The 14,833-nt window shown below is 33.5% G+C and carries 14 protein-coding genes; 7 read left to right on the top strand and 7 right to left on the bottom strand.

Annotation, left to right across the window (positions count from 1 at the left end):
* Positions 1-25: 25 nt before the first annotated feature.
* From BM371_RS14900 to BM371_RS14885, 4 genes are all read left to right on the top strand, one after another.
* Positions 26-982, top strand: a complete 957-nt coding sequence (locus BM371_RS14900) for a GSCFA domain-containing protein (protein WP_034679433.1) — start codon at positions 26-28, stop codon at positions 980-982.
* Between the two features lie 24 nt (positions 983-1,006).
* Complete coding sequence (locus tag BM371_RS14895) at positions 1,007-1,519, top strand: DUF4269 domain-containing protein (RefSeq protein ID WP_034679434.1); 513 nt, start codon at positions 1,007-1,009, stop codon at positions 1,517-1,519.
* A 4-nt stretch (positions 1,520-1,523) separates the two neighbouring features.
* A complete protein-coding gene (locus BM371_RS14890; protein WP_034679437.1) occupies positions 1,524-2,285 on the top strand; it encodes a TatD family hydrolase in 762 nt (253 codons plus the stop codon).
* Between the two features lie 435 nt (positions 2,286-2,720).
* Complete coding sequence (locus BM371_RS14885) at positions 2,721-3,887, top strand: hypothetical protein (RefSeq protein ID WP_131431018.1); 1,167 nt, start codon at positions 2,721-2,723, stop codon at positions 3,885-3,887.
* Between the two features lie 38 nt (positions 3,888-3,925).
* On the opposite strand, the gene BM371_RS14880 is transcribed toward BM371_RS14885, so the two are convergent.
* The 6 genes from BM371_RS14880 to hpt form a co-directional block, all read right to left on the bottom strand.
* A complete protein-coding gene (locus BM371_RS14880; protein ID WP_034679440.1) occupies positions 3,926-5,194 on the bottom strand; it encodes a DEAD/DEAH box helicase in 1,269 nt (422 codons plus the stop codon).
* Positions 5,195-5,360: 166 nt separating this feature from the next.
* Entirely contained in the window at positions 5,361-5,849 is a 489-nt protein-coding gene (locus tag BM371_RS14875; protein ID WP_034679441.1) for a DUF6438 domain-containing protein, read from the bottom strand.
* Between the two features lie 48 nt (positions 5,850-5,897).
* A complete protein-coding gene (locus tag BM371_RS14870; RefSeq protein WP_131431019.1) occupies positions 5,898-6,938 on the bottom strand; it encodes a DUF6438 domain-containing protein in 1,041 nt (346 codons plus the stop codon).
* Positions 6,931-7,914 (bottom strand): GTPase ObgE, encoded by a 984-nt coding sequence (obgE, locus tag BM371_RS14865; protein WP_034679447.1) that lies wholly within the window; start codon positions 7,912-7,914, stop codon positions 6,931-6,933. The genes BM371_RS14870 and obgE overlap by 8 nt, the downstream gene beginning before the upstream one ends.
* Before the next feature lie 79 nt (positions 7,915-7,993).
* Positions 7,994-8,572 carry an adenylate kinase gene (locus BM371_RS14860; RefSeq protein WP_034679449.1) on the bottom strand — a complete coding sequence of 193 codons (579 nt, stop codon included), beginning with the start codon at positions 8,570-8,572 and terminating at the stop codon, positions 7,994-7,996.
* A gap of 127 nt (positions 8,573-8,699) precedes the next feature.
* The gene (hpt, locus tag BM371_RS14855) at positions 8,700-9,254 is read right to left on the bottom strand and encodes a hypoxanthine phosphoribosyltransferase (RefSeq protein ID WP_034679451.1); all 555 of its coding nucleotides are present in this window, start codon (positions 9,252-9,254) and stop codon (positions 8,700-8,702) included.
* A gap of 156 nt (positions 9,255-9,410) precedes the next feature.
* Between hpt and BM371_RS14850 the strand changes: the two genes are divergently transcribed.
* The 3 genes from BM371_RS14850 to BM371_RS14840 all read left to right on the top strand — a co-directional run bounded on the left by BM371_RS14850 (position 9,411) and on the right by BM371_RS14840 (position 14,272).
* A complete protein-coding gene (locus tag BM371_RS14850) occupies positions 9,411-10,112 on the top strand; it encodes a DUF1826 domain-containing protein (RefSeq protein ID WP_117601844.1) in 702 nt (233 codons plus the stop codon).
* Positions 10,113-10,818: 706 nt separating this feature from the next.
* Positions 10,819-13,656 carry a DUF11 domain-containing protein gene (locus BM371_RS14845; RefSeq protein WP_165571803.1) on the top strand — a complete coding sequence of 946 codons (2,838 nt, stop codon included), beginning with the start codon at positions 10,819-10,821 and terminating at the stop codon, positions 13,654-13,656.
* A gap of 61 nt (positions 13,657-13,717) precedes the next feature.
* The gene (locus BM371_RS14840) at positions 13,718-14,272 is read left to right on the top strand and encodes a hypothetical protein (RefSeq protein ID WP_034679454.1); all 555 of its coding nucleotides are present in this window, start codon (positions 13,718-13,720) and stop codon (positions 14,270-14,272) included.
* 83 nt (positions 14,273-14,355) lie between these two features.
* Here the strand turns inward: BM371_RS14840 and BM371_RS14835 are convergent, their stop codons facing one another.
* Positions 14,356-14,619: a hypothetical protein gene (locus tag BM371_RS14835; protein ID WP_034679455.1), complete on the bottom strand. Its 264-nt coding sequence runs from the start codon at positions 14,617-14,619 to the stop codon at positions 14,356-14,358.
* Between the last annotated feature and the right edge of the window lie 214 nt (positions 14,620-14,833).

Here is a 14,833-nt window from a genome sequence, read left to right as displayed (position 1 = left end):
ATTCTCAAATTTTCAAATTATATAAATGAAATTTCGTACCGAAGTTGACATAAAACCATCGCCGAAGAAGATTGAAATTGAAGATAAAATATTTTCAATAGGCTCTTGCTTTGCTTCGGAAATGTCGGATTTGTTCCACAAAGGACAACTTCAGACGGTTAATAATCCTTTCGGGACGATTTTTAATCCGTTTTCGATTAATAATTCGGTTAAAAGGCTTCATGATTCAGCATTTTATCATGAAGATGAACTGATTGCATATCACGATGAGTTTATTTCTTTGGATCATCATACGAGTTTTGATACGAGATATATTCATCAGACTTTAGATAAAATCAATGCTAAAATAGAAGAAGGAAACCGTTTTTTACAGGAAACAAACTGGGTGATTATCACTTACGGAACCTCATTTATCTATGAATTTGAACCTAAGAAAAAGCTTGTGGCCAATTGTCATAAAATTCCACAAAAATTCTTCGAGAAAAGACTTTTGACGAATCAGGAATTGACAGATTCTATATATGATACCATTATTAATCTGGAAGATATTTGTAAAGATGATGTACAGATTCTTTTCACCGTTTCACCAGTTCGTCATACGAAAGACGGTATGACTGAAAATCAATTAAGTAAATCTAAATTGATAACAACGGTTCATGAAGTAATTTCACAGTTTGAAAATTGCCATTATCTTCCGATTTATGAGATTTTAATGGATGATTTACGGGATTATAGATTTTATAAAGAAGATTTAATTCATCCCAATTCTCAGGCAGTTAATTATATCTTTGAAAAATTTGGAGAAGCTTATTTTTCAGATGAAGCCAAAGATTTTATTAAAGAGAATTTTAAAATCAATAAAGCTTTAGAACATCGAACGAATGATGAAAAAGATCCGAAATTTATTGAGTTTAAAGAAAAATTAAACCAAAGAATTGAAGTTCAAAAACAGAAGGTGAAGCATTCGATATTCAAGGTATAAGGTTCAAAGATTAATGTTATTAAAATGATTGATTTTACAAAGCTTGATTATCTGAAAATCGGAAATGAAAGGCAGAGAATAATTTATGAGGTTCTCACAAAATATAAAATCTTTGATATATTAAAAAATTATTCTCCAATCTTAGCAGGAACTATTCCGATCGAAATTGATATTGAAGAAAGTGATTTGGATATTATTTGCGAGGTTAAGGATAAAGTTGAGTTTGAAAAATTTTTAATTCAAGCATTTAAGGATTTTGATTTAAATATTGAAATTTTTAAAATTAATAATGAAAAATCATTAGTTTGTAATTTTAAATTAGAAGAATTTTCTATCGAAATTTTCGGACAAAACAAACCGACAACACAACAGAATGCTTATCTCCACATGATTGCCGAATACAAAATTTTACAGGAAAAAGGAGAGAAGTTTAAACAAAAAATAATAGATCTCAAGAAACAAGGAATGAAAACCGAACAAGCTTTCGGAATGCTTTTACATTTAGAAAATCCTTACGAAGATCTTTTGAAATTTTAAAATAATGATTGATACGCATACCCATTTATATTCTGAAGAATTTGATGAAGACAGAAAAGAAGCAATTCAAAGAGCTTTAGATAAAGGAATTACAAAGTTTTATCTTCCGGCAATCGATTCTGAATCGCATGAAAAAATGCTTCAACTGGAAAGTGAATATCCAAATCAGATTTTCTCAATGATGGGATTGCATCCTTGTTATGTAAAGCCGGAATCCTGGGAAAAAGAACTGGAAATCGCAAAAAATTACCTCGACCAAAGACATTTTCCGGCAATCGGAGAAATCGGAATAGATCTGTATTGGGATAAATCGACTTTAGATATTCAGGTGAAAGCTTTTGAACAACAAATCGACTGGGCAATTGAAAAAGATTTGCCAATTGTAATTCATACCAGAGAAAGCTTTGATGAAACTTTTGAGGTTTTAGAAAGGAAAAAACATCCGAAACTTCGTGGGATTTTTCATTGTTTTTCAGGGAATTTGGAGCAGGCAAAACATGCTTTAGATCTGAATTTTATTTTAGGAATCGGTGGAGTAGTAACCTTTAAAAATGGTAAAATAGATCAGTTTTTACATGAAATTCCTTTGGATAAAATCGTTCTGGAAACAGATTCCCCATATTTGGCTCCTGTTCCGCATCGTGGAAAAAGAAATGAAAGCTCATATCTTGATCTCATTGTCGGAAAACTGGTGAACATTTACAATAAAGATTTTGCTGAGATTGGGAGAATTACGAGTGAGAATGCTAAGAAAATGTTTGTTTAAGGTCTAAGTAACTAATAAACCAAATTTAATCATCTGACGAGAAATAAAGTAAAACGGTGACATAAATTTTAATTAATGGAATTCATAAAAAAAAACTATCATTATCTACTTTTTCTTTCTTCAATTTTTTTCTTGGGAAATCCATCGAAGTTTCCTGCTGATGACGGTTTTTTCTATCCGCAAATTGCGTATAATATTATCCATTATAGTTTTATGGGTTTTAATGATCTCTATTTGACTAATGGCTTTCATCCATTATGGATGTTTTTTTGTGTATTAGCAGAATTAATTAATCCTTTTGATAAATTTTTTGTATTAAATATCATCTGGATTTTTCAGGTTTTATTAATTTTTTTCGGATTTATCCTTTTAGAAAAAACGATTTTCAAAGAAAACAAAACTGGGAAAATTCTCAGCTTGGCATTTTATTGTCTGATGTTTTTTGGTTTAGGTACTTTATATCTAATTGAGGCACATCTCACATTTTTTACATTTGCTTTACTTATATTTTATATTTCTAAAAGATTAACGAATGATTTCTTATTTGGTTTCATTTGTAGTCTGGTTTTTTTAGCCCGTTTAGATCATATTTTCGTGGTTCTTCCTTTTGGATTTTTATATTGGCATTACCGAAAATGGAATCTTAAAAGTTTGGGAATCATATTAATTGGTTTTTCTGTTTTATCAGTTCCGTACATTGGATCAAACTATTATTATTTTGATGCTGCTGTTCCGATCAGTGGTAGGATTAAAAGTACATTCCCTCTCATCCAGCCATATATTAAGTTTGACCTTTTTCCAAAATTATTTGCCCTTTGTGGTGTTCTATATTTCGTTTTTTTAATTTTAGACAAAAAAAATCCTTTTCGGGCTATTAAAATTTCATTTTTATTGGGAAGTTTTCTTCATCTTATTTATAATTTGATATTTCAATCTGAAATAGGACAGTGGTATTTTGTTTCTCAAATGTTTTTCTGTGGCATGTTTATTTATGATGTCATGCGTGTTTTAGAAAATAGTATATTAAAAAAAATAGCTTTCGATAGAATTGTATTTTTAGGTGCTATGATCTTTGTCTGTGGAATCGCATGGTTAAAGCTTACTACCAGCTTTAGTCTTCAGAATAATGTCTTTGCCAGTTATTCTAAGTTAGAGAAAAAATCCAATGATCTAGTAATGAAAACAGCACAAGAATTTGAGAGAAATATTCCTAAGCGCTCAAGAATCTTTGTCTATGATTTTCCGGGAAAATTTGCTTTTTATTCTGGTTTTAATGTTATTCCTGCAGACGGATTAGTTGCGAATAAAGATTATTTTAACGACATGAAGCCAGGAAATTTTAGAAACTTTTTAATTAAAAATAAAATAGAGTATTTAATATTTCCTACGCATTTTTTGGTAAGAGCCAAAGAGCAAAGCTTTTTAGCTGTTCGTGTTAATAACCTGACAGATGATTATACTTTCTCTTTAAGAAATACTTTAAAACGAACAACAATAGATAGTTTGAAAGAAAGTGAATTAAATAAGATTAAATCTTATCCGAATCCCATTAAAACTTGGCAGTCTGGGTATGATTCGATTAGCGTTTATAAATTGAAATAATAAATAGCAAGCCTTCCAATCGGAAGGCTTGCTATTTATTATTTCTTTCTCGAAAAATTACTCTTATTCTTCGGTTTTTTAAAACCAATGTCTTTTCTCTGTTGAGACGGATCTTTTGGTTTAGGTCTCGGAGTAAAGGGTTTATTATTAGAATCTCTTTTTTCAACAACCAAATTGTCTGTGTGAAATGGGTGATCTTTTACCACAGGAATTTTCATTCCGATCAGTTTTTCGGTGTCTTTCAGATTCAATAAATCTAAACCGTCCACAAATGAGATTGAGCTCCCTTCAGAACCTGCTCTTCCGGTCCTCCCGATTCTGTGAACATATGTTTCTGCAACATCGGAAAGTTCGAAATTCACAACATATTTCAGTTCATCGATATCGATCCCTCTTGCAGCAATGTCTGTGGCAATCAAAACACGTGTTTTTCCGGATTTAAAATTATTCAGGGCATTTTGTCTTGCATTCTGAGATTTATTTCCGTGAATCGCTTCTGTGGTGATATGGCTTTGCTGAAGTTTTTTTGAAATTTTATCGGCACCGTGTTTTGTTCGTGCAAAAACCAACACTGAACCCGAGATATCATTTTTTAAAATATGGGTTAAAAGAGCAATTTTATCATCTTTTTCAACAAAATAGATAGATTGCTTAATCGTTTCTGCTGTAGAGGAAATTGGGGTCACAGAAACTTTTATCGGAGTATTCAGAATAGAATCTGCCAGTTTCTGAATTTCCGTCGGCATTGTTGCAGAGAAAAATAAAGTTTGTCTTTTTTGAGGTATAAGCTTGATGATTCTTTTCACATCGTGTACAAAACCCATATCCAGCATTCTGTCGGCTTCGTCCAGAACAAATATTTCAAGATTCTTAAGTGAAATAATTCCCTGTGCAACAAAATCCAGCAATCTTCCCGGAGTTGCTACCAAAATATCTACACCTTTTCTCAAGGCTGCTTCCTGATTTCCCTGTTTTACACCACCAAAAATCACCAATTTTCTGAGGGGTAAGTTTTTACCATAAGCATTAAAGCTTTCTTCAATCTGAATGGCCAATTCTCTTGTAGGAGTAAGAATCAAAGCTTTTATATGATTATTTTTCGGTGCTTTTCTTTCGGTAAGATTTTGTAAAATAGGAATGGCGAAAGCGGCAGTTTTTCCTGTTCCTGTTTGTGCTGTTCCTAAAACATCTCTGTGTTCTAATATGGAAGGAATTGCCTGTTCCTGAATAGGAGTAGGCTTTTCGTAGCCTTCATTTTGAAGCGCATCAAGAATGGGCTTAATTAATTTTAAGTCTGTGAATAACAAAATATATATTGTGTATTAAAATAATGCGGTTGAAGCAGTATACTTCATCATTTTTAGCAGATCTGCTAAATGTATTTTAACAGAATTTTTAAGTAAAATCATTTACTATTTGGCTGAGAATGCCGCGAAATATACTGCAAAGATACTCTAAATTAATTTAAGAATATTACTGAACCTTTTCCCACTGCTGATTATGCTTTAAATCTTCGAAAAATTTGTAAACAGTCATTAGTTTTTCCGTTCCTTTTTTTCCGTAGTCTTCAATGTTTTTTTCTGAACCGTCAGCAAATTTAATTCTTAGAAAAGAAGTAGATAAATCGGTAATATTACGTTTTCCGTATTTGTCATTTAAGCTTTTAGCGTTCAAATCGTCAAGAAGAGTTGTGAGTTTTTTGTAATCAGCTTCTTTAATGATTGTTTTAAATGTACCTTCTCTGGGTTTATCGAATTCACCTTTAGAAAACCCTTTAGAAAAATTGAAATGTTCTGCTTCTAAAACTGCTGTTCTGTCTGCATTAATCGTCATTTTGTAGATCGGACAAGAACCGAAGCAAGGTCCTGCTTCATATTCTATCGTTGAATATTTTGAGGTTATTTTTTGTGAATTGCAAGAAAATACAAATGCAAATGCCAAAAGGCTGAATAAATACTTCATTTTTGTTTTTTTAATTTAAAAACCTCTGTCAATAATTGTTCCAAATTTTTATTTTATGAGCTTCCAATCTTGATTAAATCGTAGATCGAATAGCTTTTTATAAAGAAGTTTTAAACCATAAGTTCCTGATAAGCCATAATCTTCAATGGTTTTTACTTTACCATTATCATAAAAGATTTTTAGCTTTGAAGATTGATCATCTGTCCAGTGAACCGCATAATTATCAAGAAGATTCTGAAAATCAATATAGTTTAAAATATTTTCAAGTTCTCTGAAATTATTTTGTTTTACTACAACTTCAAATGTTTTTCTATCCGGATCCGAAATCTCTTTTACGAACTCTGCATTTTTAAAATCAATGAAATTATAGGAATCTGCATAAAATGTGGAAGTTCCGTTTTTATTTATTTCTAATTTGAAAATCGGACAATATCCATAACACATTTCAGTTTCATATACGATTTTGTCTACAGATAATTTTCCCGGCTGAGGATTGTATTCAATGATATTTCCAAATTTATACTCTACAATTCTGGATTCAATATGATGATTGAAGATAAGTTCTTTGGCATTAATATCTTCAACAGCGACATCATAGAAAACTTTCAAAAAGTCTTGACTATTAATTTGAATAACTAGAGGAATAACAAATGTATGGAAATTTGGGCCTAAATTTTTTATTTCATAAGAACCATCGATATCTAAAATTATGATCACAACAGAGCTGCAGGAAGTGTTTTTTTTCGTTTCAGAGTCATATCCACCACATGTCTTATCATCACCAATTATAAGCAAATCTGTTTTGCCATTATGATCAAAATCTCCTTTGTAGAAGCTTTTTGTAATTCCTAATTTTTTTACAGTATTTCGCAATAATTCAGTTACAGAATGATAATTTTCGTCAAAACTCTGAATTGTTTTTAATTCAAATTCAGATAAGTGGTCTTTTTCACTTTTAGAACATGATCTTACAAAAGACTCAACCTCGAGTTCTGTCTCGAGGCTGTCTATTTTTGATAAAACCTTACTCTGTGAAAAGTAAAATTGATTGATTAAGATAATTAAAAAAAATACTATTTTTCTATCCATGAAGTTTTTTCCAGATTGCATCTTTAAGCTCCATTAAACCTTCTCCGGTTACTCCTGAGAAAAATAAAGGTTTTCTGTTTTCAGGGAATTCTGCTGAAACTTCTTTTTTCAGTTCATCATCCAAAAGATCTGCTTTTGAAACGGAAATAATGAAATCTTTATCTAATAATTCAGGATTGTATTCTTTCAACTCATTTTCCAAAATTTTAAATTCCTGAAAATGATCTTCAGAATCGGCAGGAATTAAAAATAATAAGATTGAATTTCTTTCAATATGTCTTAAAAATCGGTGTCCTAATCCTTTTCCTTCCGCTGCGCCTTCAATAATTCCAGGAATATCTGCCATTACAAAAGATTTGTAATTTCTGTAATCAACAATTCCTAAATTGGGTGTCAAAGTAGTAAATGCATAATTGGCGATCTTCGGTTTTGCTGCAGAAACAGATGATAATAATGTAGATTTTCCAGCGTTTGGGAAACCAACTAAACCTACATCTGCTAAAATTTTAAGCTCGAAAACAACGTAACCTTCCTGACCATCCATTCCCGGTTGTGCAAATCTAGGAGTCTGATTGGTAGAAGATTTGAAGTGTTCGTTTCCTTTTCCTCCCATTCCGCCTTCCATCAGGATGATTTCCTGACCATCTTCCATAATTTCACCGATGATTTCGCCTTCTTCGTTTTTAGCGATAGTCCCAATCGGAACTTCGATGTAAACGTCTGCTCCGTAAGCCCCGGTCAGCTGGTTTTTTCCTCCGTTTTCACCACGTTCCGCTTTTACGTGACGGGTGTAACGAAGGGGTAGTAAAGTCCATTCATTGGCATTTCCTTTCATAATGATGTGTCCACCGCGACCTCCATCACCTCCATCGGGACCACCTTTCGGGATATATTTTTCGCGACGAAGATGGGCAGAACCTGCGCCACCATGACCGCTTTTACAATGAATCTTTACGTAATCTACAAAATTTGACATAATTTTAATTCAAGGTTTTATATTTAAAATTCAAAGTTCCAAACCTTGAATTTTGAACTTTGAATATTGAATCAAAAATTTATGAAAATTTTTGAACTTCAGCGAAAAGTTTTTCAGAGATTTCGTTGATATCTCCGACACCGTTGATCTCTACATATTTGCCTTGTTGTTTGTACAATTCGGCAACTTCTGCTGTTTTTGTGTAGTATTCTTTTATTCTGTTTTCGATGATCTCAACATTGCTGTCGTCTGATCTTCCGCTGATTTCTCCTCTTTTCAAAAGTCTTTCAACCAAAATAGAATCTTCAACGACCAAAGAAAGGCAAACGTCGATCTCGTCATTTAATTCTTCTTTTACGATTTTTTCCAAAGCTTCTGTCTGAACGGCGGTTCTTGGATATCCGTCGAAAATAAATCCTGCAGCATCACTTGGTTTTCTGATCTCATCAATCAGCATATCTGTCGTTACCTGATCCGGAACCAATTCTCCTTTATCGATGTAAGATTTAGCCAGTTTCCCAAGTTCGGTATCGTTTTTCATGTTGAACCTGAAAAGGTCACCTGTTGAGATTTGTTTTAAATTGAATTTTTCGATTAGGTTTTGCGCTTGAGTTCCTTTTCCACTTCCTGGAGGACCGAACAGAACAATGTTTATCATAATGTGGTTTCGCTATTGGCAATTGGCGAATGGCTTCTTGCTCTTAGCATTTTTAAATTAATAATTACTTTTTACTTAGATATAATTTTTAAAAGCTAATAGCCAAAAGCTAGAAGCTGATCGCATTTTAGTGATTGATTTGTCCGTCTTCCAACTGATATAAATTCGGTAGGTTTCTCCCTAACTCATCATAATCCAGTCCGTAACCCAGTACAAATTTGTTTGGAATTTCTTTTCCAATATAATCAAGTTTAAAATCTTTTTTATAAACTTCAGGTTTCAATAGGAATGAAGCAATTTTTACAGATTTCGGACGTTGGGTTTCATTAAAATATTTGAAAAGACTTTCAACAGTATTTCCGGTATCTACGATATCTTCTACAAGAATAATGTGACGGTCTTTTACGTCTTTCGTTAATTCCATTTTCTGATAAACAATTCCTGTAGATTCTGTCCCGGCATAAGAACTCATCTGGATAAAAGCGATTTCGCAAGAGCCCGGATAATGTTTAAGAAGGTCTGAAAAAAACATGATAACACCATTTAAAACACCAATAAAAACAGGAACTTCATCTTTATAGTCTTCGTGAATTTTTAGAGCAGTTGCTTTTACAATTTCCTGAATTTCGGCATCCTTTAAATAGGGAACAAAAGTTTTGTCGTGAACTTGAATACTTTCCATAAAATTTTTCGTAGGCGGCAAAGTTACGGATTTTTGATTGAAATATTTTTAGGAAGGGTAGGGTTATTTGCATAAATGTTTTTGAAGTGATCTAACTTTAAATTTGTATCACTGTTGTTTATTATTTTTGCAGATAATTAAGTCTGTGAAATTGATATGATAAATGATATATTTTCTGAAAATAATCAGGTTGAAGTGGTTTCTTCTTTTTCTGAATTGGTAAATACCGAGTTTCAAGGGGAAGTAAATGCTCTGTGCTGGGAAAGAAATTTAACCGGAGATTTTGAAGAAATTGTTTCGAAGCTTGAGTTAAAAGAAAATATTACAGAAATTTCTATTGAGGAGCTTTTGGTTTTAAACTTATCTGGAAAGGGTAGTGTTGCAAGAGAAATTATATTAAGTGATTTGCAATTATTGTCAGATTTCGGAGCTTCTCCTTCTCTTAATTTGCTTAAAAATTATGATCGTGATGATGAGTTTGATTTTATTTCAACCGATGTATATTCTTATCATGTAGACCGCTCACCAATTGGAACAGATACCTTTTTGTGTACTTATTATGGTGCGGCAAGTGATATAATTCCAAATAATCAAGTTGTACAAAAAATATTGATTCCTGAAGTTCGTGAAAAACTTAGTCAATTATATGACGGTTCAGAAGGTGATTTTGAATCTTTTCTTAGAGAAAATTTCTTCGATTTGCATTATGAACCAAAGCCTGATGCACAACCCACCAATTTAGGAAATGGTCATCTTTGGCGATTGGCGGTAGATCATCCTGAGCAAAACGTTTTACCTTGTGTTCATCGAGCTCCTGTGGAAAATAAGGGAGAGTGCCGACTTTTGCTGATCTGTTAATTGTCTGAAAAACAGTGTGCTTTATTTTACAATACAAAGAGACTCGTCAGAGTTTTTTTTGATTTTTAATTTCCTGTTATCTTATCAAAATACATTCTTATTCGAATGATTATACTTTTTGGATAAGATTACTCTTTTGAAGAATAATTTTCAATAATTAATGATAAATGTCATAAATGATGATTCAGACGCTGTTTGGAGGTGTTGTTTTGATGTGTAAACTGTTGATTATTAATAAATAATGATGATAAATTCCCAATAAGGTATAAAAAATATTTTACAAAATGTAAACGATTATGTTACGAATTATTCAATCCATATTAAAATATGGTTAAAAAATCAGGTAGGGATGTGCTATTTAAATGATTTTGTGTATTTTTGCTGCTCAAACTGAAACTGAATGAAAATGTTTAACACCTTCTTTCAGCACCTTGTTCAACAGGTGTTGATTTTCCCTTGTGATTTTTCCCCACACGCAACATCTTTTGAATTTGCTTCCATGGCAAATTTCTTGTCAGTCAAGAGGCATATTCAATTCTTATCAATCCGAGAAATAAGGCTCTAAACCCTTAATTTTCTTCAAAATATAAACATTTTGCTCAGAGATTATTTCTTTGGGTTAAAATCATATTATCAAAACTCATGATACCCCTCGTCCATGAAAAAAATATATCAACTAAAAACAAATGTCAGTTTAAAATTATTTTTGACATTATTTATCACTCTTTTGTGCAACAGTTTTTTATTTGCTGATGGTTCAAAAGATTTATACCCGAACGGAAAAGCAGGATACCGTGCTTACCTTAGATCCAGCTTAACGCCGGATACAGAACGATGGCCGTTTCCTACAAACGGAACGCATTATGTGTATGCAAAAGAAGGAGAGAGAATTACTTTAGCATCCAGTGCACAGATTTTGGGTAATGTTAATGCAACTCCTAAGATCATGATGTACAGTCCATCAGGTACACTTGTTGTGGATAATAATACTGCTGGTCAAATCGCAAGTAGAGATCAGGAAAAAAATGGACCTAAATTATTTGGTGAAAGCTCTACTACTAAATATACACCAGTCTATTATCAGGTTCCAGCAGGAGGTGCGGGTATCTATCGTGTAGAATTTATCGCAAGAGCTTCTGGAATTCCTAGTACTACTGTGCTCGCCGATGCAGCTTGGATTCAAGAATCTAATGCCGGTATCCTTGCATGGGATATATCAGTTATAAATACGTCCAATACAGGATTTATTGGTGGCCGTGTTTATGCAAATTTGCTTAATATGAGCAACGGAAACCAAAATTCAAATGCCAACGGATTCTATGGAATTGTATATGGATTGACGGACGACGGTTTTATTTATAGAATTAATAATAATGGTAATAATGGTTTGTACTTCTCGTTTTTTATCAACAACAACGGTTTTACAAATGCCAGTGGAGTATCGGTTTATAAGAGTTTAAATATTACAAACCTATCTAGCAGTGATGTGCAAAATCCTACAGCTGCTGATATATCAAACTCAACCACCCAGCAGATTACCCATAAAATCTTCTACACCCTGCCTTCGTCAGATCTGCCTGAAACCAGCGTTGGTGCAGTACCGGGAAACAGTACCTGGTTGAGAAAAACTCCTATTGTACCTGTTGTAACTTCATTGAATACACAGGGAGTTGAAGGTACAAATGGGCAGGTAAGCTCGAAGGGAGGATATATTAAATTTAATTCCAACAGACCCGCAAAGTATACGATCATCATTAAGAGCAGCGCCAATCCTGCTACTTTTACGGAAAGAGTTTTGCTAGGTTTTGCCAATGCCAATGCCAATAGTATATTATGGGATGGAAAAGATGGAGCAGGTCAGCCTCTTCCAGTGGGAATTCATCAGGCGGATGTTTCAGTTCAGCTTCAGGGAGCAGAGGTGCACTTTCCGTATATTGATATGGAATACAACAGGTTCGGAACGATCATTGAGTTGCTGAACAAAGATGATCTTTCTCAGGTTGCGTCAAGTACAGTTTACTGGAACGATACTGATATTCCAAATGTTAATAACGGTAGTAATTCTTCACCTAAAAACAATTCTCATTTACCGCCTGTAAATAGTGCAGGATTAAACAGTAATGTAAACGGACACATTTGGGGAGTAAACGGTACAGGAACGGGTGGTCAGTTTGGTGATGTAAAGTCAATGGATACCTGGGCATTTGTGAAAGGTCCTGTTGAAACACAGCCTGTACCTATTGTTACTCAAATTGCGGATCTTAATATTTCTCAGGCAGTTGCAGATAAAACAGCTGTTATTCCTGGAGATGTTGTTACTTTTTATGTAAAAGCTAAAAATGATGGACCAAGTGCAGTTACAGGATCTAAATTTACGTTTACAATTCCTGTTGGATTTAGTCCTCAATCGGTTGTATTTGATGGTAAAGGGTGTGGTACCGAGTCACTTGCCATAACTTATAATGCTGCAACAAGAACCTATTCATCTTCTATTGATCTTCCGAACGGTTGTGAAATCGGTTATACCATAAAATTAAATGTAACCACAGGTGTGAATTCAGGAAATCAAAATTTTAAAGCAGGTATTTTACGTCCTAATGACGTTACCGACCCTGATGCAACGAATCCTGATCCGACAGTACAGCCTACAGACGCACAGGCAGAATGTACTAATAATGGTATTGGAGGAAGCTGTAACAATATCAAAAATTTATCGCTTTCTTATACAGCGGCAGCAATATGTACGGAACAAGTCGGAGGAGAAGACTTTACTACTTCATTTGGAACACCAAAAACATTTGTTCAGCCTGCAACGAATTACGGATTTGTATTTGACATTTATTCTATAGACAATTCCTTTAACATGACTGTAAATGGTGTGAAAATAGCATCTTCTGAAATTGAATTCCAGTCTGGTGCAGTACCCGGAATTAATATTCGTTTTGCTGATGGTGATCAATATGAAGTAAATACTCCTTTGATATACAATTATTCAGGATCTGCTGCTGCACCACTTATCAGAGTAGTAATCAGTCCTACAGGTGTAGTCTCTATGTACGGAAGTAAAACTGCAGGTGGAGCACTTTTCCCGCTTGAACTTTTCAACGGAAATTCATTTAACACAATACCCTGGAACACTTCTTCAGGTAATACAATAACAATTACTCAAGCTGTTGTAGGAGCAACAATTATTACCGGTAGAGGATACGGACTGAATATCGTTCAGTGTGCATGCTACAATCTTCCGAATACGACAACTACGGGTATTGCTGCTCAACATGGTATTACGCTTCTTAAAAGAGCAGGAGCTGCAGAAGGAAACTGGCCAATGATCAGAACCGGAGCACATACTGTTTTAGAATCAAATACTAAAGGCTTTGTAATTACGAGAGTTCCCACGACTGGTCTTTCGGCTATTACTCAACCTGTAGATGGTATGATGGTTTATGATACAACAGCTAAATGTCTTAAAATTTATACAGTAGATACCGCAGTTCCTGCCAATACAGGATGGTCTTGTTTTTCTACACCTGCTTGTCCGTAAAAATAGTTTACAGAATTCAGGATAATCATTTAAAGTATTTAAAATAAAAATTAAGGAAGAAATGAAAAAAATATATATAGCTGCATTTACAATAGTCGTTGCTATGATCAATGCTCAAGTTATTATTGGTGATGCGGTTGGTACTGCGCCGGCAAACCAGAAGGGTTCGGTTCTTTTAGAGTTTGCTGCAGGTCAAAATAAAGGAATGGTTTTGCCTTATGTAAGAACAATGCCGTCAACACCTACAGAAGGAACAATTGCATTGGATGCCACTTCCGGAACAGCAGCGAGAGTGAAATATTTCAACGGCTCATGGATTGATCTTAGCGGACAGGATGGAAACATTACTTCTGCTTTAGCTTCTCAACCTACGTCAGCACAAGTTACGGAAGTTGCCGGAGCGAAAACAATCGTTGGTAGTGCTACTACAAGCGCTGATGGAGTTTTGGTTCTTGAATCAGCATCCAAAGCGATGATTTTGCCAACGGTTGAGGATGTACAAAACGTTGTGAATCCTGCACCGGGTATGATGGTTTACGTAAATAAAGCAGGTTCTAAAAGGCTGGCTGTGTTTAACGGAACCAGATGGAGTTTTTGGAAAGCAACAACAAATTAGATTTTATTATATAAGAAATCATATTTATAAAAAAACCGCTTTTTAGCGGTTTTTTGTTTTTCATAGAATTATATATGAAATATTTACAGATTAAGTTCTGAATTAATTTCTTCAAAAGAAACTTCCCGACTGTTTATTGATCTTATCATGGTAGAGAGATATGACTTTTGCTCGTAATTTAGTTTCGATAAACCTTCGGTAGGAATAATCAAACCTGATCCATCAATATCAATAGCATATTCCCGGGACAGATTAATTTCAGAATTAAATTGTTGATTCATTTTGTGTTGCAGCCAATCAGACACGAGTTTTACATTTTCAGATTTATTTTTGAATATATTTTCCATATTTATATTATTTGAGCCGGTAACCGATTTAGTTGGTTATTCTGAATATTCTTTTGTAAATATTATAAATATCGAGAAGATAAGTTATGATTCAAATCACTAAAGTGTGTATATTGAATAATATTTTAAAATAAAAAGAATTTATTTTATCAGGTCTAAATAGCATTACAAATACTTCCTTGAATACATTTCCTATTTCAATATTAATAATAAA

It is taken from the genome of Chryseobacterium formosense (assembly GCF_900116415.1).
Lineage (GTDB): Bacteria > Bacteroidota > Bacteroidia > Flavobacteriales > Weeksellaceae > Chryseobacterium > Chryseobacterium formosense.
The sequence above is the reverse complement of the archived record's forward strand: the minus strand, read 5'-3'. Positions and strand labels throughout refer to the sequence as shown.

Coding starts and splice junctions, on each gene's coding strand:
- BM371_RS14900 (WP_034679433.1), top strand. CDS start 26: ATGAAATTTCGTACCGAAGTTGACATAAAACCATCGCCGAAGAAGATT.
- BM371_RS14895 (WP_034679434.1), top strand. CDS start 1,007: ATGATTGATTTTACAAAGCTTGATTATCTGAAAATCGGAAATGAAAGG.
- BM371_RS14890 (WP_034679437.1), top strand. CDS start 1,524: ATGATTGATACGCATACCCATTTATATTCTGAAGAATTTGATGAAGAC.
- BM371_RS14885 (WP_131431018.1), top strand. CDS start 2,721: ATGTTTTTTGGTTTAGGTACTTTATATCTAATTGAGGCACATCTCACA.
- BM371_RS14875 (WP_034679441.1), bottom strand. CDS start 5,849: ATGAAGTATTTATTCAGCCTTTTGGCATTTGCATTTGTATTTTCTTGC.
- BM371_RS14870 (WP_131431019.1), bottom strand. CDS start 6,938: ATGGATAGAAAAATAGTATTTTTTTTAATTATCTTAATCAATCAATTT.
- obgE (WP_034679447.1), bottom strand. CDS start 7,914: ATGTCAAATTTTGTAGATTACGTAAAGATTCATTGTAAAAGCGGTCAT.
- BM371_RS14860 (WP_034679449.1), bottom strand. CDS start 8,572: ATGATAAACATTGTTCTGTTCGGTCCTCCAGGAAGTGGAAAAGGAACT.
- hpt (WP_034679451.1), bottom strand. CDS start 9,254: ATGGAAAGTATTCAAGTTCACGACAAAACTTTTGTTCCCTATTTAAAG.
- BM371_RS14850 (WP_117601844.1), top strand. CDS start 9,411: ATGATAAATGATATATTTTCTGAAAATAATCAGGTTGAAGTGGTTTCT.
- BM371_RS14840 (WP_034679454.1), top strand. CDS start 13,718: ATGAAAAAAATATATATAGCTGCATTTACAATAGTCGTTGCTATGATC.
- BM371_RS14835 (WP_034679455.1), bottom strand. CDS start 14,619: ATGGAAAATATATTCAAAAATAAATCTGAAAATGTAAAACTCGTGTCT.